The following is a 26994-nucleotide window of genomic DNA, read 5'->3' as shown; positions in this document are numbered from 1 at the left end:
TAGTATAACTAGATAGAAGAGGGGGTTCGTTTGTGAATGATTGTATCCTTTTGCAGTCTAATCAAGATTGGCACTTACAAAGAATGTATATGAAGAAATTTAACAATCTGGTACTCGTAAAAAGTATTCATCAAAATTCTGCTGAGACAAGAGCCAAACTGCAATATGAATTTACCTTGTTTTCCAATGAGCAAAATCCTTGGCTATTGAAGCCGATTGCTATGGATTATATAGATAAACAATATGCGATTATCTATGAAAATTTTAATGGTGTGCCCCTAAAGCAACTTGGAAATAACCTTATTTCTTTACATCAATTTCTACTAATAGCGATTGAGCTTGTGAATATTTGTATTAAAATGCAACAAAGTAATTTACTTTATTTGCACCTTCATCCTGATCAAATATTAATCAATCCAAATTCGTTCAAAATAAAATTATTAAGCTCCGAGTTTAGTTCGAAATATGATGCAGAATCGCCAGTTGTCATTGAAAATCCCTATGAAAGACGGGATCAGTTACCTTATTATGCACCTGAACAGACGGGCAGACTTCATTTAGATGTGGATTATCGTACGGATTTATATGCACTTGGTATGATTTTTTACGAAATATTGGGCGGTCAATTACCTTTTCAAGCAAAGGATGCTGTAGATTTAATTTACGAAATCTTAACCAAAAAGCCAGAATCCTTGATGAACCTTCAAAATAGTTGTCATCCTCTCCTTTGGAAGATTATTGACAAGCTTTTGGCTAAAAATCCGGCTGATCGTTATCAAAGTGCAATGGGTTTGAGAGAGGATTTGCTCTTTATCCAACATAGAGTTACGGCAAATAAATCACTTGATGACTTCCCACTAGGTCAACAGGATTTACAGTTGAATTCGGGATTGTCTACTAAGCTTTACGGCAGAGAAGAGCAATTTGCAGAGCTTTCCTCTCACTTTTATCAGGTCACAAAAGGTGATAAAAAAATGGTCACTATTTCAGGGCAAGCAGGATATGGAAAATCCAAGCTAGTACAAGAGCTGAAGGGTGAAATTGCGGCGGCAAAGGGCTATTTTATTGCAACGAAGTATGAGCAATTACAATTAGAAAATGACTATACCATTGTGGTTCATCCGTTAAGAAATTTATTGAAATTGGTTTATATGGAAGGTGAAAAATCTGTACAATTATGGAAAAAATTATTCCGGGAAGTCAAATTAGTTGTGACAGATGAGCTTATTCATTTATTACCTGAACTCAAATGGTTTGTGAAGGAAGAAGTAGGCTTTCAAAAGGAGGTTCGTCAAAATACAAAACAGCTCCATTCCTATACGTTTATTTCGATTCAAAAAATTTTATTAACATTTGCAATGCAAAAGAAACCGGTTGTATGGTTTGTTGATGATTTGCACTGGGCCAATCAGAGTACGCTTGAAATTATGGCACAAATTTATGAGCAGCAACGAGCGGGGTACTTTATGATGATTGGGACATTCCGAGTGAATGAGGACAGCACAGAGGAAAAAAGTGAGCAAAGAACCACTGTTTTTTCCAATTGTCACCATATTCCTTTACCCCTTCTTCAGGAACAACATGTGCGGCAATGGCTTGAGGCATCTTTCAATGCTCAGCCGCAAACGATACAGGTCATTGCTAAACAATTATTTAATTTGACCAAAGGGAATCCACTCTTTGTAAAAGAAGCGTACCGTTCACTCCAGCAAGATAACACGATTTATTTTAATACGACAACAAAAGAGTGGCAGTTTAATCGTCAGAAATTCAATTTATCTCGTTTAAATAACGAGCTACTTGCTTTCATTGAGAATAGAATGGCTAATTTAACGACCGATGTCCATGCTATTTTACGACTCGTCGCATGTTTTGGTCAGCGTTTTGAATTTAGTGATGTCTTAAAGCTTGTCTCTCTACCTGCTCAAACATTATTGAAATATTTAGAAACACTTGTGGAAAATGGTTTTATTATTCCGTTAGATGCACATTATAAATGGGCGAGTACATTTGAACATGAAGGAATTTTGCATACATTTTCGACAAAATTCCAATTTGTCCATGATCGTATTCAGCAAGTAGCCTATCAAGAAATTCCGTTACAAAAGCGCATCAAGCTGCATTATCAAATTGGCCAATTACTAACTGAGAATTCTCCAACGATTGCAGACCATGATCGTTTAAACGAAATGGTTATGCATTTTAATTACAGCCGGCAATTATTGACGAGGGAAGAAAAACAGAAGTTGGCTCTATGGAATTATCAACTAGGGGTAGAGGCTAAAAGAATAGGGTTGTTTGATAATGCGCTTAAATTTTTTACAACTAGTAAAGAACTATTAACACCGAATCATTGGATAACTAGGAGAGAACTGTCTGTTAAATTATATGCGAACTTAGGAGAATGTGAATATATTGCAGGGCACTATGAACGCTCTGAAATACATTTAACAGAAGCTTTGCAGCATTCAGAGACAGTGTTAGAAAAGCTGATGATTAATAATTTAAAAACGATATTATATATTGAATCTGATAATCCTAGTATTGGTCTAGAAGCAGGCTTGGCGGGGTTACAAGTTGCAAATTTGAAAATTACGGCAGCTCCTAAAAAATCACAGCTTCTCAAAGAATATCTATTATTAAAATTAGCATTGCGACATATGTCTGACCAGGATTTATTGCAACAATCTGCAACAAATAGTAAGGAAATTGATCTATTAATTCATTTAATTATTAATATGACGGCAAGTGCTTTCCTGTTAAATCCTAACTTAACGGGCATTCTTTTAATGAAAGGCATGCGCCTACAGTTGAAGTATGGTACGACACCGAAAAGTGCCATGGTATTGATTAACTATGCCATGCTTTTAAATGCGGGGTTTGGCAATATAAAAGAAGCTGCTCGCTTTGGAAAACTGGCCATCACCGTTGCCGATACGCAAGAGAGTATTTATATCAAAGGACATACTTATTATGTGTATGGGGTGTTTATCAGCCATTGGACAGAGCCGTATGAAGCCAGCATTCAATATATTAACGAGGCTCAACAAAAAAGCCAAGAGCTCGGCTTATATCATTTAGTATCCTCAGCCTCTTGTTTTATTGTCGCTATTCGACTTATTCAGGGGGCTTCCATTCAAGATTTACAGCAGGAAATTAGGCGACAACAAGATGAATTTTCCATACATGCAAGTACTTTATCGATTGATTTTTTAGCTGAAATGGGAGGATGGATGAATGCTCTGCACGATCCACATCATCCTGTACATTGGGGGTACTCCTTTACGATACAGGATCAGCCTGCTATTAAAATCATGCATTATTCAGTACGTTTACAAATGTCCTTTTTATTAGGCGATGAAAAGCAAGGAAAAGCGATTTTGATAGACTTAAAGGAATTAAGTAAAGAAACCTATACATTACCGATTACCACCGTTTATTATTTTTATCGGGCTATGTGGCAATTTCATTTTCTACAGCGCCTCAATGGTGAAGCACAAGAGCGACGCTTATATCTATCTGACATACAGCAAAGCATAAAAAAATTTAAAAAATGGGCCAGTTATTCTCCTGCCAATTACGAGCATCTCTATATCTTATTAATGGCAGAAAATTACCGTTTCAACAACAAAGGAAAAGATGCTGAGCTCTATTATGACCGAGCTATACAATTAGCAAAAATGAATGGCTTTATCCAAGATGCGGCACTTGCTTATGAACGAGCAGCAGACTATTATCGCGCCAAACAGCAAATGAAAACAGCAAGACACTATATATTAAATGGTATTCAAAGCATGCAAGCATGGGGAGCCGAAACGATTGCTAGAAGATGGGAAAGTGACTATCAAGTAAATCGCCAACCAGAAAGTCAGCGTAGACAATCACTCACGTTTGATATGATGACTGTATTTGAGACGACCCAATCTTTTGCAACAGCCATTCGCATGGAGGATCTCCTGCATAACATATTGTTTTCCCTGTTAAAGCATGTAGGAGCAGATAGTGGTTACTTTATTCATAAACAGCAGCAGCAACTACTGGTGTTGGCAAAGGCAGAAGCTGCGGAAAATGCCTTTACGCTGTATGAGCAACAAAAAATAGAGGACTTTAGTGCGAATATGCAGTCTATTATACGCTATGTTCTTAAAAGCAAAGAACATGTGATTATTCAAAATGCTCAAAAGACACAGCATCCTCTTTTATCCTATTCAACGGCGAAATCTATTCTTTGCTTACCGATTGTTCATCAAAATGAAATTATTTCGATTTTATATTTTGAGAATACGTTGCTGACAAATGCCTTCCATCCATCTCATGTCCAGCTTCTGAAAGTCATAGCTGCTCAAATTGCCGTATCTTTTGAAAATGCCAAAATATATGGGGATTTAGAAAAGCGAGTGCAGCTACGTACAAAGGAATTGGATGAAACCAATCGGCACTTGAAAAAAATGAATGAACGTTTAGAAAAAAATGAACTGGAACGCAAAAAACTTTTGCATAGTATTTCTCATGAGCTACGTTCCCCACTAACCTCTACTTTAGGATATATAGAATTGATGCTTGAGGGCGTTATCGTGGAGGAAGCGGCTAAAGAGAAATACTTACTAAGAAGTAAGGAAAGGCTACTATCATTAAACAGCTTAATTCAAGACTTGTTTGATTTAGCGAATCTAGAAGCGGGTAGAGCAGAATTTTCTTATACAGAGGTAAAGGCAAAGGAATTATATCAACAAATGGCAAATCGATATAAGGATGACATCAAACGGTCAGGATTAACCTATAGTGTTCACTTTTATGGTCATCAGGAGGCACAGCTACTGATTGATGAGACAAGAATCAACCAGGTGATTGAAAATATGATGACTAATGCGATGAAATATACATCAAGTGGTGGTATTCAATTGTCCATGCATGTGGAGGACAAGCATTTGATTTGTTCGATAGCCGATAGTGGCGTTGGTATTGCTGAGAGGGATTTACCTTTTATCTTTGATAGCTATTATCGAGCTACCCATATTCATGAACCCGATTCACATGGGATCGGCTTAGCCATTTGTAAGCAAATTGTGCACCAGCATAATGGTGAAATTTTTGTTGAAAGCATTGAAAATGAAGGAAGCATATTTAGCTTTACATTACCATTAGCGAAAGTATTGGTAAATAGTTAACAAGAGTGATGAGCGTTATCTTAATGCTCATCACTCTCTTTTATAGACGAATTGATAGCCAAATCCTCTCACCGTTTGAATCCATTTTGGTTTAGAGGGGACATCTTCAATTTTGCGCCGAAGGGTACTAATATGGACAGAGACAGTTTTCAAATCGGTGACACCGTCATAGCCCCAAACATGGTCAATGAGCTGGTCAACACTAATCACTTGATTTGCATGCTCCATTAGAAAAAAGAGGAGCAGTTTTTCCTTTGTGAACAAATTTAGAAGCTGACCATCTTTATAGACGTTTTTCTCGTCAAAATGAATAGATAAATTATCAATATGTACAACATGATTTTGCTTAGATGGGATTCTTCTTTTTAAATTGGCTTGAACACGTGCCAATAATTCTTTCGGAATAAATGGCTTTGTTATATAATCGTCTGCCCCAACCTCAAAGCCTTCAAGCTTTTGTTCAATTAAATGATTGACGGTCACAAAGATGATAATGGCATCCGATACTTCTCGGATTTTTTTGGCTAACTCAAAGCCTGTACCATCCGGTAAATTAACATCTAACAAGATTAAATCCGGTCGTTGTGTGACAACGAGATGCCAACCAGTGGATAAGGAGGGTGCCTTTAATACTGTATAGTTAGCATTCACTAGCGTTAGTGATAAAACTTCCATAATATCTATGTCATCTTCTACTATTAAAATCTTCTCGTTCACCATATCACTAAATCTCCTTCCTATATAAAATATACCAACTTTTATCTCGGATGGGAAAGAGAAGGTTTAGCGCTTGTGTCATTTTAACACTGCAATATCCTATAGAGCAAAGCAATCAGGGAGGACTGTTTATGGCTAATAAACAGCAAGAGGCTGGGACAGAACTCGATTATTTTGAAAAATAGCGAAAATAGATAATAATTTTTTCGCCTCATTGAGTTAAATATTTCTTCCTAAATCAAAAAAATGTCAGACCGATTGTATCTTGGTCTAACATTTTTTCTTTTTGTCCCAGCCTCCTCCAACATCATGAATCGAGGTGTGCGATTGCATTTAGCATGTCATCACGGACGGCCTCCCAAAATTGCTGTTGAACATCGTCACAATACGTGTAAAGCTCCTTATGTTGTATATGCTCATAGAGAGCAGCAATAGCTTCTTGATGAAAATAAAGGCGATGATTTAATCCTGCTCGTTCTTCTTCGATACAAAATAGCTTATAGATATCAGCTAATCGCTCAAACTTTGCTAATTTTTGTGTTATGGTCTCATATTGTGTTTGATGAAAGCGTCCAACAGATGAGGTCATCGAAATCTTAGTTCGATGCTCCACCTGTAATGTGCGAAACTCCTCAAGACGTATCGCCACACGATACCAAAATTCATAACGGGTCGGTAATTCTTTTAGTTCATAGGTCAGTAAAGATTTTAAAATTGAATGCACTTGTTCATATGTATCGATGATCTTCTCGGATTCTTTAAAAATGCCAAACATACAACCACCCCCATACAGTGTAATACTACAAGATGAGATGAAACTCCTTTCAATATCAGCGTTATTTTCAATCCTTTTTATTTTATGAATAAGTAGCCTCGAGTAGGATTTAGGAGGTAATGATTTAGTTTTACATAAATTATCACAAAATTCCCTTTTTAAAAACGAGTTTCTTGGAAAATGCAAATAGGCATTTACAAAATGAAATTAAATGTGTTAACTTTTATATTGTTATAAGTTAACTCAAAGAGGGGAGGTTAACAATGCGACATTTTTGGGTTGTAGGTACAGATACGGATGTTGGTAAAACGATGGTCACTACTATGTTGATGTGTCATTTGCAAAGGCAGGGTTTGCAAGTCACACCCTATAAGCCTGTGCAAACAGGTGAGGTATACGAAAATGGGCATGGCTATTATCATGATACAGCTATGTATGAAAAGCATTCTTTACAAAAGCTGCAACAAGAGCATATTAATAGCTATTCATTGAAGGAAGCGGCATCACCGCATTATGCTGCCAAGCTAGAGGGACAGTCAATTGATGTCAAAGAGCTATTACAGCAAATTCAATTTTTACAAGATGCTTACGATATCGTGATATGCGAGGGGGCTGGTGGGCTTTTTGTTCCTTTCACTGCTCCAAATGGTACGACTCTGCTTGATGTTATTGTCAGCAGCAAGCTGCCAGTCGTGTTGGTCACAAGGACATCACTTGGGACGATCAATCACACATTGTTAACGATGGAGGCATTGCGCGCTCGTCAAATTGATATTCTTGGCATTGTCTTTAATGGAGACACGGGTAGCAGTATAGAACAAGACAATATACAAACAATTTTACAGTACTATCCTATACCTTATGCCATTATTCCACAGCTGAAGGACAAGTCACAGCTAATGGATTATGCCATGACACACACTACTTTATTTGAAAGGTTCTTTAACTATGAATCAAGCATTAACTGACTTGCAGGCAAGAGATTTACGTCATGTTTGGCATCCGTGCTCACAGATGAAGGATTACGAAGCATTTCCGCCAATCGTCATAAAAAAAGGGCAAGGTGTGTGGCTTTATGACGAAAATAATCATCGTTATTTGGATGCTGTATCCTCTTGGTGGGTTAATTTATTTGGACATGCCAATCCGCGAATTAGCCAAGCTTTAAGTGAGCAAGCATTTACATTAGAGCATACAATTTTTGCTAATTTCACACATGAACCAGCCATAAATTTAGCTGAAAAATTAGCAGCTTTAGCACCTCAAGAATTACATAAAGTCTTTTTTGCAGATAATGGCTCATCTGCTATTGAGGTGGCATTGAAAATGAGTTTTCAATACCATATGCAGACAGGAAAACCAGCGAAACAGCGCTTCCTCGCTTTGACAGATGCCTATCATGGGGAAACCATTGGTGCTTTATCGGTAGGAGGGGTAGGGCTATACAATGAAGTATATCAACCTCTTTTATTAGATACTGTTCGTGCCAAAGGGCCAGATTGCTTCCGTTGCCCATTTCAGGAAGAGCCAACAAGCTGCCATGCGCCATGTAGTCAATTTGTAGAGGAACAGCTTCAAGCACATCATGAGGAAATTACGGCTGTTATTATTGAACCGCTTATTCAGGCCGCCGCGGGGATGAAAATGTATCCACCTATCTATTTGCAGCGCTTGCGAGCATTATGTTCACACTATGATGTCCATTTCATCGCAGATGAGATTGCTGTTGGTTTTGGTCGAACAGGTACGTTATTTGCCTGTGAGCAGGCGGACATCGCCCCAGATTTTATGTGTTTATCAAAGGGATTAACAGGCGGTTATTTACCGTTATCTGTTGTCTTAACAACCGATCAAATCTATAACGCTTTTTATGACGACTATGGAACGATGAAGGCATTTTTACATTCACATAGTTACTCAGGCAATACCTTGGCCTGTCGTGTCGCACTTGAAGTATTAACAATATTTGAAGAGGAGCAAGTGATGGAGATGATTCAGCACAAAGGACAACAAATGCGGGAATTAGCCATGGCAGCCTTTTGTGACATTCCATATGTGGGAGAGTATCGACAAGTTGGTTTAGTAGGAGCTATTGAACTTGTCGCCAATCGACAGACAAAGGAACCATTCGCTAGTGAGGAACGGATCGGCTATCACATTTATCAGCGAGCTTTGGCAAAAGGTCTACTCATCAGACCTCTTGGCAATGTTTTATATTTTATGCCACCCTATATTATTTCTGAAGAAGAAATGTCCTTCATGATTCAAACAACGAAAGAAACGATCGAACAGTTTTTCCAAGATAGGGGGGCTAAGGTTGGTTAAGCGACATCAGACATTAGCACTTGTTATGATCGCCATGTTTGCAGCACTAACAGCGATTGGGGCGTTTATTAAAATTCCATTGCCTGTAGTACCGTTTACATTACAAATTGTTGTTGTATTTTTAGCAGGCTGTTTGTTGGGTAGTCGGAATGGTTTTTATAGTCAGCTTGTCTATATCGGTGTGGGCTTAGTAGGATTGCCCGTTTTTACACAGGGGGGTGGTATCACATACGTCTTACAGCCAACATTTGGTTATCTGATTGGCTTTGCCATGGCAGCCTATGTGATTGGGTTCATTATTGAAAGGATTGAGACGCCAACGAAAAAGCATTTTATTGGAGCAACTATTATAGGACTTATCATTATTTATGTGGTGGCTATTCCTTATTTATATATAGCATTAAATTTCTGGTTAGATATGAAATCAAGCTGGTCACATGTTTTTGTCATCGGCTTTTTCAGTAGTATTATCGCTGATGTTTGCTTAGCAATAACGTCAGCCCTATTGGCAGAAAGAATGTATAAAGTATTTCATTCGGCAAGAACTGTGAACATTTCACACGTGGAGGGGGAGAAGATAGGATGAATTATTACCAATTAGCACAAGAAGTAATTGCTGGCAAGATCATTAGCAATGAGGAGGCACTTGCTCTCTTAAATAGTAAGGATGATGAGCTATTACAGCTAATGGACGGTGCTTTTGTCATTCGGAAGCATTATTACGGTAAAAAAGTAAAATTGAATATGATTATGAATGCCAAAAGTGGCTATTGTCCTGAGGATTGTGGCTATTGCTCTCAATCTTCTAAATCAACCGCTCCTATTGAAAAATATCCTTTTATTACAAAAGAGGAAATTTTGGCTGGTGCTAAACGAGCGTTTGACAATAAAATTGGGACGTATTGTATTGTTGCAAGTGGTCGAGGGCCAACTCGTAAGGATGTCAATGTAGTGAGCGAGGCTGTGGCGGAAATTAAAGAAAAGTATGGCTTGAAGGTTTGTGCCTGTCTAGGCTTATTAAAAGAAGAGCAGGCACAGCAATTAAAGGCAGCTGGAGTGGATCGCTACAATCATAATTTAAATACATCAGAGCGCCATCATGCCTTCATCACAACCTCGCACACGTATGAGGATCGTGTCAATACGGTGGAGATAGTGAAAAAGCATGGAATTTCACCTTGCTCTGGTGCCATTATTGGGATGAAGGAAACGAAGGAGGATGTTGTCCAGATTGCACGTGCCCTTCATCAATTAGATGCTGATTCTATTCCTGTAAACTTTTTGAACGCGATAGATGGTACAAAGCTGGAAGGAACAAAGGAATTAAATCCTCGCTATTGTTTAAAGGTTTTAGCATTATTCCGTTACATCAATCCGACAAAGGAAATTCGCATTTCTGGAGGGCGAGAAATCAATCTAGGCTCACTTCAGCCACTTGGTCTCTATGCAGCCAATAGTATTTTTGTAGGGGATTATTTAACAACAGCTGGTCAAGAAGCAAATAGTGATTATCGTATGTTGGAGGATTTAGGCTTCGAGATTGAATTAACGCAACAGCAAGAAAAAGCATTTTGTTAAGCTTATGAAAGAAAAATCTACTACTACAGCAAAACCGTGCTTCTGTGCGGTTTTTTGCTTTAGGTGGATAGGAATCAAAAAGTGGTGGATAGGCAGCGTAAAGTAGTGGATAAAAATTGAAAAGTACCGGATAGATCTGATATCACTGGCTGTTTTTATACCTATAAAAGAAAGGTTTTCACAAATTGTTCAATGAAAGCGTTTTGAAATTGAACAGTTTGTGAAGAACTTCACATAAAGCTTTCTTTTTGAAAAAAACAGCGTAAAATAAGAATCAAGTAAGGAATTGTTATAAAACAGTTGATAAGTAGTCTCACAAATTTTGGTGGTTGTTATATTACAAAAATAATGGGAGAAGGGAGCTTTTCATATGTGGGTTATTACAGTATTTGATAAAAAGGATGTCCGAATTTTTGAGTATACAAACAAAAATGAGGCAACAGAAGCTTTAGCAAAATTCAAGAAAAATGCAGTGTTAACATATACAAAATAAATTGCTTTTGAGACAGCCCTCTCCTGATAGAGGGCTGTTTTTTATGAACAACAAAAAGCCGTATAAGCGCTTATGAAAAGCGTTTATACGGCTACTATTTTTATAAAATACTTGCTAAACGTTTAATTCCCTCACGGATGACTTCAGGTGTTGCATTTGTATAGTTGAGACGCATCGTATTGACATTCGTTTTAGATGTATAGAATGGATCTCCAGGCACAAATGCAACCTTTTGTTCCATCGCTTTCTGGAATACATCAAGGGCTGATGTACCATCCTTCATTGTTGCCCAGATGAACATGCCTCCCTCAGGTTTTGTATATTCTACATGGGCAGGGAAAAACTCTTGCATCGCATCAAGCATTGCTTCGGATTGATTTTTATATAATGTAATAATTTTTTTGACATGTTCCGAATAGTCATTACTTGCTAAATAATCGTAGATGATATATTGCGAGAAAATATTTGTATGCAGATCAGACGCTTGCTTAGCTGTTTCAATATGCTGTAAAAGCTCTTTATTTTTTGTAATGATAAAACCAAGTCGCATACCAGGTGTGACCGTTTTAGAGAAAGAACCTAGTAAAATACTATTATCTAATTTTCCAGCACCGATATATGGAAGCGGCTCTCCTTGGAAACGTAACTCTCCATATGGATCATCCTCAATTAATGCAACATCGTATTTTGCCACTATTTCGCAAATTTGCTCACGCTTTTCTTTCGAGTATGTGAGCCCTGTTGGGTTTTGGAAGTTAGGCACCGTATAAATGAATTTTACATTTGGTTGTTGTAGCGCACGTTCTAACTCTTCCAAGTTAAGACCATCGTTTTCAAGTGTTACCCCATAGAAAGTAGGCTCACTTAATGTAAAGGCTTGAATGGCTCCTAAGTATCCAGGCTCTTCGATGATAATGCCATCGCCTTTATTGATGAGTACTTTACTAATCAGTTCAAGAGCTTGCTGTGAGCCTGTTGTAATAAATACATCTTCAGCTTGTACATCAAGCCCATGCACGCGTTGGTACTTTGCGGCAATGTACTCACGTAATGGTGCATAACCCTGCGTGGAAGAATATTGAAATAGTCGGCTACCATTTTCCGTAATAGCATGATCTACGGATGCTCTTAACGCATCAATAGGGAAAGAAATGGGATTTGGAAGCCCGCCTGCAAAGGAAATAACATCCTCTGCATCTGTTACTTTCAAAATATTTCGAATAAATGAGGATGGTGTTTTTAAGATTCTTTCAGAATATTGCATAATGATCGGTCCTTTTTTTCTGATTTTTTAAAAATTATATCATTGTCATCGTGTGCATACAATATTATCATTGTATGCAAGACAATTAAACTATTGTATGCAAATTAAGAGAAAGAAGGGCTTAGTGAATGCCTATTAATTCATTTGACGAGTATCCAATGAGTTGGAAGCCAGATATTCGCAATATTTCTGCCCCATTATATATAGCTATTGCGCACCAACTGGAACAAGACATAAAAGATGGAAAGCTAACGCCAGGAACGAAACTACCTCCACAACGCGAATTAGCTGATTTTTTAGATGTGAATTTAAGCACCATTACACGAGCTTTTAAGCTGTGTGGACAAAAAGGATTAATTTATGCCTCGATTGGCAGCGGTACATTTGTTTCCACAGATGCGGCTAGCAATAAAATGTTACTGCCAGACAATCATGCAACACCTATGATTGAAATGGGTTCTGTATTACCAGACAACCTGGTCAATGATGATATTGCACACTTTATGAAAAAGATGTTGAACGAGCCTAGTTTTAGCAAGCTATTTCAGTATGGTCGGCCTGAGGGCAATGCTTGGCAAAATGAAGCCGTGATGAAGCTATTCGAATTGGTGAATTTTCAAACAGATCAGCCTATTTTGCTCGGTGCAGGGGGACAAAATGCCATTGTGGGCACACTGGCAGCTTTATTTCAGCCAGGCGACCGTATTGGGACAGATCCCATTACTTATGCTGGTATTAAAACAGCAGCCAATATGTTAGGTATACAGCTTGTAGCTATTCAACAATGTCAAGGAGAAATGACCAGAGAAGGATTGCTTTATGCCTGTAAAAATGAGCATATTAAAGGAATCTATGTGATCCCTGATTTTCATAATCCAACGACACATACGATGTCGGTGGAGACACGAAAAATGATTGCTGAAGTGGCTAGGCAGAAGGATTTGCTTGTGATTGAGGATGCGATTTATAGCTTTCTTAAAGAACAGCCACTTGCACCCATTGCTTCTTATGCACCCGATAAGGTTATTTATATTGCTAGCCTGTCCAAGACGCTCTCGCCAGGTTTACGCTTATCCTTCCTTGTGACACCTTCAGCATTAAGGAAAAAAATAATGGAAACGCTCTATAATATCAATATTTCAGTGTCACCGCTCATGCTGGAACTAGCAGCAAGATTGATTCATGAAGGCGTGGCACAAACGATTTTAGAAAAGCACCGAGCATATGCGAAGCAGCAAAATGCGCTTGTTAATAAATATTTAGGCGATTACGACATTTTAGGGGAGGAGGAATGTATTTTTAGGTGGTTATACTTGCCTGATAAATTTACGGGAGTTCAATTCGAATTGCTAGCCTCCAAAGCCGGCGTACAAGTCTATGCAGCGGAACGTTTTGCTGTAGGCAATACAAAGCCAGTGAATGCCATACGTTTAGCGATTGCAGCGCCAGAAGCTCAACTGGAGCAAGCTTTAATTATTTTAAAGGATCTGCTAGAAAGTAATGGTGATTATGTATTTGTTGACTAAAGGTCATCAAGCGTATAATAAAGCTAAGAGAGAGAAGAGGTGATGGACATGACGCATAAAGGGCGTGTTATTTTTCATGTGGATATGAATAGTTTCTATGCTTCGGTAGAGCAAGCACATGATCCAAGCTTAAAAGGGAAGCCAATCGCCATTGCGGGCAACCCAAAAGAGCGACGTGGCATTTTAGTAACCTGTTCCTATGAAGCAAGAGCGCTTGGCATTTATACAACAATGACTGTCCATGAAGCGAAGCGTAAATGTCCTGAGCTATTGTTATTGCCTCCAGATTTTAAAAAATATCGTCAAGCATCCAAAGAAATGTTTACCATTCTTCGTAGCTATACCCCTTTAGTGGAGCCAGTTTCGATTGATGAGGGCTATATGGATGTGACAGAGTTAAGTAAGGAGCAACATGCATTAAGTATTGCCCAGGAAATACAAGAGCGCATTTTAGCTGAGCTTGATTTACCTTGCTCTATCGGTATTGCACCAAATAAATTTTTAGCAAAAACAGCTTCTGATATGAAGAAACCGTTGGGAATTACCGTCCTACGAATACGGGATATTGAACAGCAGCTTTGGCATCGAGAGGTTGTCGATATGCATGGAATTGGAGCGAGTACGGCCAAAAAATTAAATGTACATGGCATATTTACGATTGGTGATTTGGCGAAAACGGAAGAGTTTAGGATGAAGCAAATTTTAGGAAAGAATGGTGTGCGACTGCGGGCAAGAGCTAATGGGGTGGATCAACGTATGGTCGATCCTGAAGCGATTTTTGATACGAAAAGCGTAGGAAATTCAACAACTTTACCTGAAGATGTAACAGATGTCCGTGCACTACATAAAACAATAGAAGGTCTGTGTAAAAAGGTGGTTGAACGACTTGAGGCAAAACGGTTAGCGGGCTCCACTGTAAGTATTCAAATACGGGATGCAAGTTGGCATAATCACACACGATCAAAAACAATGTCTAATGTTCTTTATCGTTTTGAAGACATCTATGACATTGCTTGTGCCTTGTTTGATAAGCATTGGGATGAGTCTCCAGTAAGGCTTTTAGGCGTGACGGTTTCTAATGTAGTGGATCGTAAGGATTACTCGCAACAATTATCGATATTTGATTTTCAAGAACATGTAAAAGATGAACCTATTCTCAAAATCGTCGATGAAATTGAGGGACGTTTTGGGAAGGGGGTTATAAAACGTGGTGTAGATTTAGGAAAACGTTCATCCTATCAATCACAAACAAGTTTTAGTAAGGATTTTTTAGATGACCATGATTGAAAATGAAAGCAGGTGTATACATGCGATACAAAACATATGGAGATGTCCATAATCCTTTAATGCTGTTTATTCATGGAGGTGGAGTCGGTGGCTGGATGTGGGAACAACAAATTCAGCATTTCTCTAATTATCACTGTGTTGTTCCAGAGCTGTTGTCACAAAATGGATTCTCCATTGAGCAGAGTGCCAGAGAGCTTCTCCAGCTTCTAGAAGAAAAGGCGACTGGAAAGCCCGTCATACTGATTGGATTCTCTTTAGGAGCACAAATCGCTATTCAAATGCTAAGTATAAAGCCTAGTTTAATCGATTTTACCATTATCAATAGTGCACTTGTGATACCTTCTCCAGCTATGGAATGGATGCTTCAACCGTTCATTCGGCTGACATTTCCACTTATAAAAAATAAAACATTTGCGAAACTTCAAGCTAAAGCCCTATACATCAATGATCTTGATTTTGAACGCTATTATCAAGAGAGTGCTACGATGAAAGTAGAGACATTGATTCAAATTTTGAGAGAAAATATGTTGTTTTCCATCCCGCATGATTTTCATAAAGCCCAAGGGAAAATTTTAATAACGGTAGGAGATAAAGAGAAAAGCATTATGAAAAAATCAGCTAAAGCCCTTGTTCAAAGTCATCCAAATAGTCATGGTGTCATATTGCACAACATTGGTCATGGAGTATCATTAGCCCAACCTGCATTTTTCAACCATTTTGTAGAAAATTGGATTAAGAATGGTCAACTACCTGAGGGGACAGTGATTCAATAGGGGGGGCTCCATTATGAATGTTCAAACTCATAATGGAGTTGACAGGAAAAGTGTATTTAAGCTTGAAAATAATGAGGATATAAATCTTTATGCTGTAACATCGAGTCCTTCATCTCTACAATCATTTCCTCATAGCTAGGGACAACAAAGGAGAAGTCATTTCTAGTATTCATTAATGTTTTATTGACATTAACGAGCCGATGAGGAAGAATTTTTATGTTGCTGTCCATAAAGTGTTTATTCAATAGTTGAAGTAAGTCGTATTTTGAAATATTTGTAGTATTGACGAGATGATAGAGTCCTGTTAAATCTTCTTGGACAGCCCGTTCAATGGCTTTTGCTAATGTAAGTGTAGTTACTCCCGTCCAAATAGCCCCCGTATAACCGTGAATGGGACCTTTTTGTTGCATAAACCAATTGAATAGTCCGATGCCATCGTTTTTTAAATCAGGGCCAATAATCGAGTTACGAAATGTTAAATGCTTGTTGTGCTCAATCTCCCCCAAGCCTTTTGTGCGATCATAAAAGGTTTCACCGTCTCGTATGCTAGTTTCATAGTAGGGGGCATTTTTCCCTGAAAATACGCAATCAGTACTTAGATGAATCAGCTTTGTTTGTCGGTTTTCTAGGAGAGAGACAATGGCATGCGGTAAATAACTATTCAGCCAAATGCTTTGTGCAGGATATACCGTACAAGCTTCGTTTAAGACACCAATACAATTAATGACGACATCAAAATCATGATCTACTAACAGCGACCGTAAAAATATAGCGTCCATCACATCGCCCATTATATGGTTCCCAGATGGGAAAGGGGTTCTAGCGTAAGTTGTCACATCATGCCCTTGTTCACATAAATAGATGGCAATGGTATGGCCAGCCATGCCAGTAGCGCCGAGCACTAAGAATTTCATGGCGTTCCTCCAGTCCAATAAAGAAGCTCTTCTTGAATAAGCGGTAATGTTAATAATTTTTCTTTGATGTCAGCCACACTTAATTGTTGTGTATTGTTGGAGTTATATTCATCGGTTAATGTAATTTTAGGAGAGCCCTCATCGAGGTATTTTCCATAATTTAAATCCCGATTATCTGCAGGGATTCGATAAAAATTGCCCATATCAACGGCTTTTGCCGATTCTTCTTTTGTACATAATACCTCATACATTTTTTCCCCATGCCGTGTCCCAATAATTTGGATGGCATTGTTTGCCTGAAAAATCTCAAGTAATGCTTGAGCTAAATTGGCTATTGTTGCCGCGGGAGATTTTTGTACCATAATATCTCCATTTTGTGCATGTGAGAAAGCGTACAATACTAATTCAACAGCCTCATCAAGAGTCATCATAAAACGTGTCATGTTTGGATCTGTAATCGTTAACGGCTTTCCAGCTTTTATTTGTTCAATAAATAAGGGAATGACAGAGCCCCGTGAAGCCATAACATTGCCATATCTAGTGCCACAAATGAGCGTATGATGAGGATCAACCATTCGGGATTTAGCGATAAACGTTTTTTCCATCATCGCTTTGGATATTCCCATGGCATTGACAGGGTAGGCTGCTTTATCTGTAGAGAGGCAGATCATTTTCTTGACACCAGCCTGAATGGCAGCTGTTAGGACATGATCGGTTCCTAAAATATTCGTTTTCACAGCTTCTAAAGGGAAAAATTCGCAGGAGGGAACTTGCTTGAGAGCAGCGGCATGGAACACATAGTCCACATTATACATAGCGGTATGGATGCTTTGAATATCACGGACATCTCCGATATAATATTTGATTTTACTATGCTGATAGAGCTTGCGCATATCATCTTGCTTTTTTTCATCCCTTGAAAAAATACGAATTTCCTTAATATCCGTATTGAGGAATCGCTTTAGTACAGCGTTACCAAAAGAGCCAGTGCCTCCCGTAATCAGTAATATTTTATTTGTAAACATTGTATGGTTCATTACACCTCCTGCATGCTTTTATTTCAATCCTCTTTGGTGTAGATCACATTCTGAGTTTTCTCTAGGATAGTTGTACCAGTAAGCAAATTCGTTTGTATATTTACTTGTCGGATTTTTATCCATGAGGGCACAATTAAAATCCCAATCTCCTGCTATATCTTTGCGTATTGTAAATTTTGCATCCCCAATTAAACTTCTTCGAATGATTTTAAATTGTCCGGGTAAGGAATAGCGATTCGATTCATCTTTAATAAAGGCGAAGCCATTTTTAATGATCATGTTGTAATAGTAAACATCAAATGTGCCATCCACTTGTGCTAATACATTACGAATAGCTGGCAAGTAGTGGTCATCGCTATCGATGATGGCTATATAGTCTCCTGTCGCCTCTGTAATGCAGCGATTATAAGCAACACTTGCCCCAAGGTTCGTTGGATGCACGATGATTTTTAAAGCTGCACAGTTTTTTTGATAGTCCTGTAAAATGGCTAATGTATTGTCAGTAGAACCATCATCCACAATGATAATTTCATAGGCATATTCTTTAGGAATACTGTCAAGCATTGTTAAGATCCATTCTTCACTATTAAACGCAGGTGATAAAAAACTTATCTTCATTTTATCCCTCCATTCTTTATCTAGTAGTAGAGTTCTTCTATGTGACTGAGCAGATTCTTTAATACAATATGCGTGGACATAGAGCTATTGTAGGCAATTGCTTGTTTTAGGAAGTTTTTAAGAGAGACGCTTTTCTGTAGACGATTTCTGTTTACTAGAGAACAAGCAGGATAGGGGGAAAAATTTACTAAGGTATGCACGTTTAGCAGGAAGGGTCATAAACTAGCTAGAGCGCTTTTTTTAGAAAGAGGGATACAATGTCAAAAAGGATCGCATTTATTTGTAGCGTGGAATCTTATAAACTGTCTGATGCACATATTTTCAAAGATTTGTGTCTCGTGCCTATTTTGCTAGGGGAGGAATTAGGCTATGAAGTAAGTATTGTGACAACAGAGATGAATGAAGCCCTTCTTCAACAAGCTTTTCCAACTGTAAAATTTGAGTCCATACCATTTGAGAAGGATTATGTGGCGAATATGAATGCTTATTTAGCCAAGCATGCAAAGGACATTGACATTGCCTTTGCCATAGGGCCGTATCCATCTTATTTAGCCATTCTGAAAACCTATAAGCATTATAATCCGCAAGGAAAAATTTATATGAAGTTAGATGTAAATCGATTTTGGTTACATCGATTAAAATCCTATCCATACTTTTTAGAGCTACTGCAATTATGTGATCTGCTATCCTCCGAATGTGTGTCCATTCAAACCGCTATTCAAGTGTATTCGCAATTAGCGATTAAACATATCCCCAATGGCTTTTATGAGCATTTTCCCACAGCACCTGTGTCCTTTCATGACAAGGAAAATAGAATTTTAGCAGTGGGGCGCTTAGATGCACCAGAGAAGCAAACGATTTTGACAGTCAAAGCCTTTCTAGCTGCCCAGCTTCCAGACTGGGAGCTTCGTTTAGTAGGACCTATGTCTGCCTCCTATCAAGAGGAGCTAAGGCAGTTGCTAGATGGCCATCCAACTGCCGCTCAAGTAACGATGGTAGGGCCAATTTATGATAAGGTGCAATTAGAAGAAGAGTACCGTAAGGCTAAAATTTTTTGTTTAACATCTGTAGTAGAATGCTATGCCCATGTTTTTGCAGAGGCTGCTAAAAATGGCTGCTATATCGTGACTACTGATGTTGATGGGGCTACCGATATTACAATGCAACAACGCTTCGGTACAATTCATCCGACACATGATTGGGAGGGGATTGGTCGGACATTGCAGCAAGTTGCCACACAGGAATCATTGCTGGCCGATACTTGTGTACAGCTTCAAGCATTTGCTCGAAAGGAATTAAACTGGTGCCATATTGTGAAAAGGGTCGCTGAATATTTAAATGAATAAACAATCCTCTCTCGATTTTGAAGACTATTCTTTTCTTTATACCATTATTTCCTATATAATAAAAACTAGATTCATCATGTTAGACAATCATGGGAAGACACAAGGGGAGACAGGAATGGAAATACGACAAGCGACAATGCATGAACTAGAGGATTTATCAAAACTGTTTGATGAATATCGTCAATTTTATGGGATCGAGCCAGATATAAGCAGTGCCAAGGCATTTTTACAATTACGATTGGCTTTAAAAGAGTCAGTCATTTTTGTAGCATTGGTAGATGGCAAGATGATTGGATTTACACAATTGTATCCAACATTTTCATCCATCGCTTTACAATGTGCCTATATTTTAAATGATATTTATGTAACAGAAGATGCTAGAGGCCTAGGGGTGGGCAAGACATTGATGGAAAAGGTTTTTCGATATTGTGAGCAGCAAGGTGCTCGCTATGTCACGCTACAAACGGCGGCTGAGAATGTAAATGCACGTAAACTCTATGAAAAACTTCATATGAAGCAAGATGAATATTGTAATTATGTGAAATATTTTATGTAGGTGGAACTTGCCAGCATCTCGTCTTCGGATGAAGATGCTTTTTTTTATCAAAACATCCCCTAGATAGCAAATAGTATCTAGGGGATGTTGCTTGATTTTACTTATTTAATTTCAAGTGTATATGGTTGTGTGCTTGCTTTGCCATAATACTCACTGACTTCAATATAGTATTTACCAGCTTGTAGTTCAACTGTACCAACTTCAGTATCGCCAGCTCCGTAAAGATCGAAGGTTTTAACGGTTTTTCCGTTCGCATCAATCACTCGGATCACACCATCTAATGCTTTTTCTGTTTGAAGTGAAAAAACGACATCGCGTTTTTGGACATTATTAAACTCAAAATAGTCCTTATCACCGAAAGGAATACCTGCATTTAAATATTGAGTTGCAACCCATTTATCATCTTTTTTTGTCAGGGCAGATGGTTTTGTTGGTACACCATTCACTAATTCAGAATCTGCATCTTCATCTGCTTGCTGATGGTTGAACATCGTTAAAGTATACGGTTGTACAGACACTTGACCAAGACCCATGCTGTTGACAAGGATAAAATAACCGCGGTCTTTTTTGGCTTTGAAGGATGTATTTACATCTGTTGTTCCACCCATTCCAAGTAATAATTCAAGAATATTATCGCTTAGTCCAAATGGAATTTCTGTTTCCATTTCTTTCGGATCAATTTTCTTATTGCCGTTCGTATCTTCAATAATAGAGCCAGCAAATTTTAAATCTTTTTGAAGCTCTTTTGGTAGTTGAGCTAATTGTTCATTTGTAAATGGGGTAGAAGAAAGAAGCAGACTCATCACTTCATCATTGCCTTCTTGCTTATAGTAGTAATAATCTACATCATCTTGATAAATAAGATGGTCTTTATAAGTCGTACCTGGCTGAATTTTCAGTGCTTTTGCTTCCTCATGATTGTCTGGGTTGTAATCTGCTGGAATGTCACCGATTTTTTTTGTTTTCAACGTATAAGGTTCAGCAGACCGTTCTCCTGCATTGACAACAGCGACCACATAGGTTTTATCCTTTTTCAATGGGATGACCTTTGCATCGTTTTCATTTCCAGTCGAACCAAGCAGTAGTGCTAGTAATCCAAGGTCATTTGTTAAGGAAGAAACAGGGATTAATTCCTTTGCTTCCTCATCATATTCAAATACGGTACCAGTAGGCTTTTGGTTCATCCCTTTGATAAAGCTGAAACTATAAAGGGCATCTTCCTTCGTTTTAAATAAGAAATAATCCTCATCATAGTCTGTTTGGAAATAAGCTTTCTTATTTTCACCAATTTCAAAGCGTATAGCCTGTTTTATAATCGGCTCAACATTTTCTAGATTTCCTGACGCCGTTGGATTCATTAGCATACCCATTAGGCTGTCAATTTCATTGCGTTTTTTAGTTTTACTTGGTGTAATCGGTAATTGTCCCTCTGGCATACCTTCTTCTAACATGGCTTCATTTAACGGTAGCCCATCCTCGTCTGGTGGAAGGGTAACCACTTCACCTTTTAATGTGTAAGGAATCATCGATTCACTAACTGTTTCTTCTTTTTCAATACCACCACTAAAGAACATTTCCATAGAAAACTCACTATTACTCTCATTAGAGACACTTAAAACATATTCCTGATTCGGTACAGCATCGATAATCATGCTAACTGCTTCACCTTTCGCTGTACCATTTGCTGTTTGCATAGGATAGGCTTGTTCTTCTTCGCTGTCATCAATTTTAGCTTGCTCAGCTTCTTCTAGTATCGGCTGAAAGTCATCCTTGAGATAAAGCTCCATAGAGGCTGTGACACCTGGAATACCCGACAGGTCGAATTGTAATGTCGTTGGTTCTTTTACAGAGAATGTGAAATAATCTTGATCCCGTTGTTGATCTTTTGACAGAAGGGTATAGTTTTTGCCTGCCGTACTATAAGGGAACTTATTTATCGGCGCCATAGTAGATTTATCTAATGTATCAATTGGCAAACTCTTCGTCGTTTGTGCTGTAAACGTGTAAGTAGATTTGCCTTTTAAGCTATAGCTACCATTATGATCTTTGACAGCAATTAAAAGCGTCCCTTTTTGATCTGCTTTAAATAAATAACCTTCTTTTTTTCCTACGCGAACATCATTGACATGAATCGGCTCTACTTCACCCTTATGATTATTTGGGTAGAAATATAAATCAAAGGCATAATCATATTTGTTTGCACCTTTTAATGTTAGCTGAGCATATTCATTTGCGTCTAAATCGACTTTATACCATTTCTTTTCATCTTGCTGCTCGAAAGCGCCGTGTTCGATATTTAACGTATTTTTAGCAAGAACTTTAGCGTTTTGTATGCGTTCTTCTTTCGACTCTGAATAGTGTTTAGGTAGTTTATTTAAATCGAATTGCAATGCTTTGACTGGATCGATTAGTCCATGACCATAGGTAAGATCATAGCCTTTTGCTCCTAAATCTTGTGCCGTCATTTCCAAAATTGCCTCTATTTCATGCGGCTTTAAATGTGGATATTTTGATTTAAGAAGAGAGGCGACGCCTGCCACTACAGGTGATGCCATGGATGTACCACTGAATTTGATGAAGGATGATCCTTTTTTGTCATCATGAACGGTACTATAAATCTCTTCACCTGGTGCAACAACATCAACGGACGGTCCGTAATTTGAATAGCTTGATAGTTTGTTGCGCTCATTCGTTGAACCTACACTAATAACACCTTCATAAGAAGCAGGGAAGGAGTATTCATCTGTTGATTCATTGCCCGCGGCTGCCACAATTGTAATACCACTGTCAACGGCTTTCTGAACGGCTTCTTTCATCAGCGGAGATTCCCCGTAGCCCCCTAGACTCATATTAATGACGTCAACACCCTGTTCAATAGCATACAGAATGCCTTGTGCAATAATGAAATCATTTGCACCTTCTTTGCCATTAAATACGTCAATGGGTAGTAGCTTCGCTTTCGGATTCACACCGTGTCCGCCTATGCCATTATCTTTAGCTGCGGCGATAATACCAGCTACATGTGTTCCGTGATCACCTGGATAAGTAGTATTCGCTGGTGCTGCTGCATTATAGGGTGGGAGTACTTGAGATTTTAGATCGGGGTGTTTAAAATCTACACCAGAATCAATGACAGCGACTGTCACATCATGCTCACCCGCTAATTCTAGTGCCTTATCCATTTGCAGTAGGTTTAAATGATACATCTCTTGTTTCTTTGGATCGACTTCTGTTTGAAAAGAGCGATACACATAGCTAGGAGATACACTTGTAATGCCATCTTGCTTTAGATAGTAAGCAACTGCTTTTTCTATTGATACGCCCTTATTCAGTTGTACCACATCATAGCCTAATGAAGGAATGGAGCGGATGACTTTGGAGCCAATGTTTTTATGTACATTTTTATCAAGACCTGAATGCTTGATAACAATTTTATCCTTACTCATCCATTTTTCTTCATTCTGCTCTGTTTGTTTCATACTACTTGCCAGTACATTCTTGGCTTTATGCTGAGGTACTTCAGCAAAGGCAGAAGCAGCGGGAACCATTAGTGTAGCGGATGCTACAATAGCGACTGATTTTTTAAACAAACTTTTCAATTGTTATCTCTCCTTGGTGTTATAAATTAAGTCTCGACTCTATTAATACGGATAAGGATTAGAAAAGTTTCGTAAAGGAGGAAAATTTTTCACTATTTTTTCCTTCGAATTGTCTAAAGTTTTTTGTTTTACAACTAATTAGTAGAAAGCCTCTATTCAGCTGATGGACTTCCAAGTATTGCACGCGCCGTTCTTTTACGTTTATCCAATATGTTTTTGGCATGCCAAACTATCAAAGACATCGCAACGAATTTGACGTATCGCTAACATAAATCGAGTCCTTTGATTTCGTAGTAGTTTACTAATTTTTGAATATGAAAGAAAATAAAAAATGATAAAGCCATCGAGAGAGAATTTCTCGATGACTTTTGTCTACAATTGTTCTATTAATTGTTGTAATTCATACTTGGAGCGGGGGGGTGTAATGTTTTCCTGCAATAGCTTCTTTTTTTGTAATGTCATGAACATATCAAAAACCCATGGACGTTCGAGATGTGCGCGTTGCAGCAATTCTTCTTCATAAAACAACTCGATCGGGTCTCCGTTATAAATGATATTCCCTGCCTCCATGACAATGATTTGATCTGCCCATTCATAAGCAAGGGGAATGTCATGGGTAGCAAGTAAAATGGTTCTTTCGCCGTCTTCTAATTTACCTAGGTACTGTAGAACTTGGGTAGCATAATAATTGTCAAGGCCTGCTGTTGGTTCATCTAATAAGAGGACAGAGGGCTCCATCGCTAAAACACCTGCCATCGCCACACGCTTTTTCTGACCTACGCTTAGAAAATGAATAGGTTTATCGAGTAAATCGCCTATTTCCGTTTGCGCAACAGCCCATGCTATTTTTTCTTCGATTTTTTCGGTAGACCAGCCAAGATTTAGTGGTCCAAATGCGATATCTTGCTTGACAGTACCTGAAAAAAGTTGATGATCCGCATCTTGAAAAACAATGCCAACTTGCTGGCGAAGTGCCTTTAAAGCTTTTCGACTATATTGAAGCTCGTTGCCATCAAAAACAATCGTCCCAGCTGACGGTTGTAAAATACCATTAAGATGCTGAAACAATGTTGATTTTCCAGCGCCATTATGACCAAGTATGGCAATTTTTTTTCCTTTTGGAATGTGTAAAGTAATGTCTGACAACGCCTTCGTACCATCTGCATAGGCATAGGACAAGCGGTTTAGTTCAAAATAGAATGCTGTCATGAGAAGTACCCTCCATATACAATCAGGAATAGGAATAGTGTCGCCATGCCTAGCCAATTTTTCTTGCTATAGGAGCCCATCTCTTGCCAGTAGACGGCTTCGCCACCCCGTGACTGCATGGCATTATTAAGCTCACGACTACGCTGAAACATTTCAGCAAATAGCGCCACAATAAGCATGGATACGGAGCGTAGCCATTGCATTGGAGAATGGTAGCCAAGGCGCGCTTGCTGGGCAAGATGTATTTTGTACATGCTTTCTAAAAATATAAAAATAAAACGATAGGTTAGTTCAATAAGCTCAACCAATAAAGAGGGCAGTCGCCATTGTCGGAGCACATAGCAAATCCCTTGTACGGATGTGGTCAAAATCAAAAAGTATAAACAACTAATACTGCCAAGGACAATAAAGAACAATTGTTGGGCGGATAGGGCACTTGCTTTTCCGATGAAAATTGTCCAATTCATCCACGTAAAAGACCACAGATGGGCAGGTAATACATGAGTTGCTGGTGTGATTGACAGCAAGATGGATACAAGACTTGTTAGTAAGAAAAATCCAGGTAGCAATAATAACTTAACATAGTAGGTAAGCGGAATTTTTGCACCTAAAATGATAAAAGCACTCATTACAAAAAATGTAATGAGTGAAAGTCGTTCATCTCTCATGATGAGCGTTGCGAGAAGTAGACCAATTGAAAATATCATTTTTTCTAGCGGATGAACGGACGCTAGCTTATTAAGATACGCATACTTATCAATGAGTAACATAATGGTTAACCTTCTTTATGCTTGCCGCGCATATAGCCGATGAAGTAGCCAATAAAACCAGCTCCAATAGCTGCCTGTAGCACGAATAATAAGCTTTCAATTTCACCACTTGGTGGCTCCCATAAGCTTTCAAACCACGGTTCATATTCTGCATTGATTTCGCCAATGGCTGCTTCTGCCTCTCCATCAGCACCACCAAATTCTGCACCTTTTTGTATAAACAATGGAATGATAGCTAACAGCACAACAATCGCTAATAGTAATAAATTTCGTTTCATCTACTAATGTGCCTCCTTTGTTGAGAAAACACGCAACATTTTTAATTCGCTGACATTGTACTTTTTCAAGAAATTCATCACAATGACCGTTAAAATTCCTTCACTCACCGCTAACGGAATTTGAGTTAAGGCAAAAATACCTGCGAACTTTGTAAACGATGCCATAAAGCCGCCAACCTCTGAAGGGAAGGCTAATGCTAACTGTACAGAAGTCACAACATATGTACCTAAGTCACCAAGCATCGCAGCAAAAAAAACAGCTAGTGAAAATGACAACCCTATTTTTTGAGCCCCTTTAAAGACAAAGTAAGCAATAAATGGGCCTACAATCGCCATAGAGAAGGCGTTCGCTCCTAAAGTGGTAATCCCACCATGTGCTAATAATAAAGATTGGAATAATAAAACAATCGTTCCGATGACACTCATAGCTAGAGGTCCGAATAAAACCGTTCCAAGTCCAACACCAGTTGGGTGGGAGCAACTACCTGTAACCGAAGGGATTTTTAACGCCGACAGCACAAAAGCAAAGGCTCCTGAAAGACCTAAAAGCATTTTGGTTTCAGGGTTTTCTTCAATCGTTTTGCGAATGGAGCGCAATCCTAGAATAATAAATGGGATAGAGATGACCCACCAAAAAATAGCCCATTCGATTGGTAAAAAACCTTCCATGATATGCATAGCAAAGGCACGTTTTGGCACGAGTAAAAAGGCCAATAAAAAATAACTAAGTTTCCACCATGAAAATTTCAACAGCTTTCCTC

22 protein-coding genes are annotated in these 26994 nt (G+C 38.5%); 11 read left to right on the top strand and 11 right to left on the bottom strand.

Annotation, left to right across the window (positions count from 1 at the left end; all coding sequences use genetic code 11):
- The first annotated feature begins 32 nt into the window (after positions 1 to 32).
- Positions 33 to 5168, top strand: a complete 5136-nt coding sequence (locus tag V6670_RS13780; RefSeq protein WP_338651430.1) for an ATP-binding protein — start codon at positions 33 to 35, stop codon at positions 5166 to 5168.
- Between the two features lie 30 nt (positions 5169 to 5198).
- Here V6670_RS13780 and V6670_RS13775 read toward each other — a convergent pair whose 3' ends face one another.
- The gene (locus tag V6670_RS13775; RefSeq protein ID WP_338651429.1) at positions 5199 to 5888 is read right to left on the bottom strand and encodes a response regulator transcription factor; all 690 of its coding nucleotides are present in this window, start codon (positions 5886 to 5888) and stop codon (positions 5199 to 5201) included.
- 304 nt (positions 5889 to 6192) lie between these two features.
- Positions 6193 to 6660 carry a hypothetical protein gene (locus tag V6670_RS13770; protein ID WP_338651428.1) on the bottom strand — a complete coding sequence of 156 codons (468 nt, stop codon included), beginning with the start codon at positions 6658 to 6660 and terminating at the stop codon, positions 6193 to 6195.
- 263 nt (positions 6661 to 6923) lie between these two features.
- Here V6670_RS13770 and bioD point away from each other — a divergent pair, with 263 nt between their 5' ends.
- The 5 genes from bioD (at position 6924) to V6670_RS13745 (ending at position 11056) form a co-directional block, all read left to right on the top strand.
- Positions 6924 to 7628, top strand: a complete 705-nt coding sequence (bioD, locus tag V6670_RS13765) for a dethiobiotin synthase (RefSeq protein ID WP_338651427.1) — start codon at positions 6924 to 6926, stop codon at positions 7626 to 7628.
- On the top strand, positions 7609 to 8985 hold the full coding sequence (gene bioA, locus V6670_RS13760; protein ID WP_141903629.1) for an adenosylmethionine--8-amino-7-oxononanoate transaminase: 1377 nt from the start codon (positions 7609 to 7611) through the stop codon (positions 8983 to 8985). Before bioD ends, bioA begins: the two co-directional genes overlap by 20 nt.
- A complete protein-coding gene (locus V6670_RS13755; RefSeq protein ID WP_141903630.1) occupies positions 8978 to 9571 on the top strand; it encodes a biotin transporter BioY in 594 nt (197 codons plus the stop codon). The genes bioA and V6670_RS13755 overlap by 8 nt, the downstream gene beginning before the upstream one ends.
- A complete protein-coding gene (gene bioB, locus V6670_RS13750) occupies positions 9568 to 10563 on the top strand; it encodes a biotin synthase BioB (protein WP_058844505.1) in 996 nt (331 codons plus the stop codon). Before V6670_RS13755 ends, bioB begins: the two co-directional genes overlap by 4 nt.
- 370 nt (positions 10564 to 10933) lie before the next feature.
- Positions 10934 to 11056: a hypothetical protein gene (locus tag V6670_RS13745; RefSeq protein WP_255358819.1), complete on the top strand. Its 123-nt coding sequence runs from the start codon at positions 10934 to 10936 to the stop codon at positions 11054 to 11056.
- A gap of 100 nt (positions 11057 to 11156) precedes the next feature.
- Here the strand turns inward: V6670_RS13745 and V6670_RS13740 are convergent, their stop codons facing one another.
- Complete coding sequence (locus tag V6670_RS13740) at positions 11157 to 12320, bottom strand: PLP-dependent aminotransferase family protein (protein WP_036119952.1); 1164 nt, start codon at positions 12318 to 12320, stop codon at positions 11157 to 11159.
- 128 nt (positions 12321 to 12448) lie between these two features.
- Between V6670_RS13740 and V6670_RS13735 the strand changes: the two genes are divergently transcribed.
- Genes V6670_RS13735 through V6670_RS13725 form a run of 3 tightly spaced genes read left to right on the top strand, consistent with a single transcriptional unit; the run spans position 12449 to position 15906 of the window.
- Entirely contained in the window at positions 12449 to 13846 is a 1398-nt protein-coding gene (locus tag V6670_RS13735) for a PLP-dependent aminotransferase family protein (protein ID WP_141903631.1), read from the top strand.
- A 48-nt stretch (positions 13847 to 13894) separates the two neighbouring features.
- A complete protein-coding gene (locus V6670_RS13730; protein ID WP_141903632.1) occupies positions 13895 to 15133 on the top strand; it encodes a DNA polymerase IV in 1239 nt (412 codons plus the stop codon).
- A gap of 20 nt (positions 15134 to 15153) precedes the next feature.
- Positions 15154 to 15906, top strand: coding sequence for an alpha/beta hydrolase (locus V6670_RS13725; RefSeq protein WP_141903633.1), 753 nt, complete (start codon positions 15154 to 15156; stop codon positions 15904 to 15906).
- 56 nt (positions 15907 to 15962) lie between these two features.
- On the opposite strand, the gene V6670_RS13720 is transcribed toward V6670_RS13725, so the two are convergent.
- Genes V6670_RS13720 through V6670_RS13710 form a run of 3 tightly spaced genes read right to left on the bottom strand, consistent with a single transcriptional unit; the run spans position 15963 to position 18475 of the window.
- Entirely contained in the window at positions 15963 to 16820 is an 858-nt protein-coding gene (locus tag V6670_RS13720) for a sugar nucleotide-binding protein (RefSeq protein ID WP_338651425.1), read from the bottom strand.
- Positions 16817 to 17845, bottom strand: coding sequence for a polysaccharide biosynthesis protein (locus V6670_RS13715; RefSeq protein ID WP_141903784.1), 1029 nt, complete (start codon positions 17843 to 17845; stop codon positions 16817 to 16819). Before V6670_RS13715 ends, V6670_RS13720 begins: the two co-directional genes overlap by 4 nt.
- Before the next feature lie 30 nt (positions 17846 to 17875).
- Positions 17876 to 18475 carry a glycosyltransferase family 2 protein gene (locus tag V6670_RS13710; protein ID WP_141903635.1) on the bottom strand — a complete coding sequence of 200 codons (600 nt, stop codon included), beginning with the start codon at positions 18473 to 18475 and terminating at the stop codon, positions 17876 to 17878.
- A gap of 257 nt (positions 18476 to 18732) precedes the next feature.
- Between V6670_RS13710 and V6670_RS13705 the strand changes: the two genes are divergently transcribed.
- Positions 18733 to 19821, top strand: a complete 1089-nt coding sequence (locus V6670_RS13705; protein WP_141903636.1) for a glycosyltransferase family 4 protein — start codon at positions 18733 to 18735, stop codon at positions 19819 to 19821.
- Positions 19822 to 19936: 115 nt separating this feature from the next.
- Positions 19937 to 20377, top strand: a complete 441-nt coding sequence (locus V6670_RS13700) for a GNAT family N-acetyltransferase (RefSeq protein WP_338651424.1) — start codon at positions 19937 to 19939, stop codon at positions 20375 to 20377.
- A gap of 101 nt (positions 20378 to 20478) precedes the next feature.
- Here the strand turns inward: V6670_RS13700 and V6670_RS13695 are convergent, their stop codons facing one another.
- The 5 genes from V6670_RS13695 to V6670_RS13675 form a co-directional block, all read right to left on the bottom strand.
- Positions 20479 to 23976, bottom strand: coding sequence for a S8 family peptidase (locus V6670_RS13695; protein ID WP_338651423.1), 3498 nt, complete (start codon positions 23974 to 23976; stop codon positions 20479 to 20481).
- A gap of 372 nt (positions 23977 to 24348) precedes the next feature.
- Positions 24349 to 25185 carry an ATP-binding cassette domain-containing protein gene (locus tag V6670_RS13690; protein WP_141903639.1) on the bottom strand — a complete coding sequence of 279 codons (837 nt, stop codon included), beginning with the start codon at positions 25183 to 25185 and terminating at the stop codon, positions 24349 to 24351.
- Positions 25182 to 25955 carry a cobalt ECF transporter T component CbiQ gene (gene cbiQ / locus V6670_RS13685; RefSeq protein WP_141903640.1) on the bottom strand — a complete coding sequence of 258 codons (774 nt, stop codon included), beginning with the start codon at positions 25953 to 25955 and terminating at the stop codon, positions 25182 to 25184. Before cbiQ ends, V6670_RS13690 begins: the two co-directional genes overlap by 4 nt.
- Positions 25956 to 25960: 5 nt before the next feature.
- A complete protein-coding gene (locus V6670_RS13680) occupies positions 25961 to 26233 on the bottom strand; it encodes an energy-coupling factor ABC transporter substrate-binding protein (protein WP_058844510.1) in 273 nt (90 codons plus the stop codon).
- Between the two features lie 3 nt (positions 26234 to 26236).
- A complete protein-coding gene (locus V6670_RS13675; RefSeq protein ID WP_036120014.1) occupies positions 26237 to 26983 on the bottom strand; it encodes an energy-coupling factor ABC transporter permease in 747 nt (248 codons plus the stop codon).
- Positions 26984 to 26994 lie beyond the last annotated feature (11 nt).

This window comes from Lysinibacillus sp. Y5S-8, from assembly GCF_036894365.1.
Lineage (GTDB): Bacteria > Bacillota > Bacilli > Bacillales_A > Planococcaceae > Lysinibacillus > Lysinibacillus fusiformis_D.
This window is presented reverse-complemented; position numbering and strand designations above follow the sequence as displayed.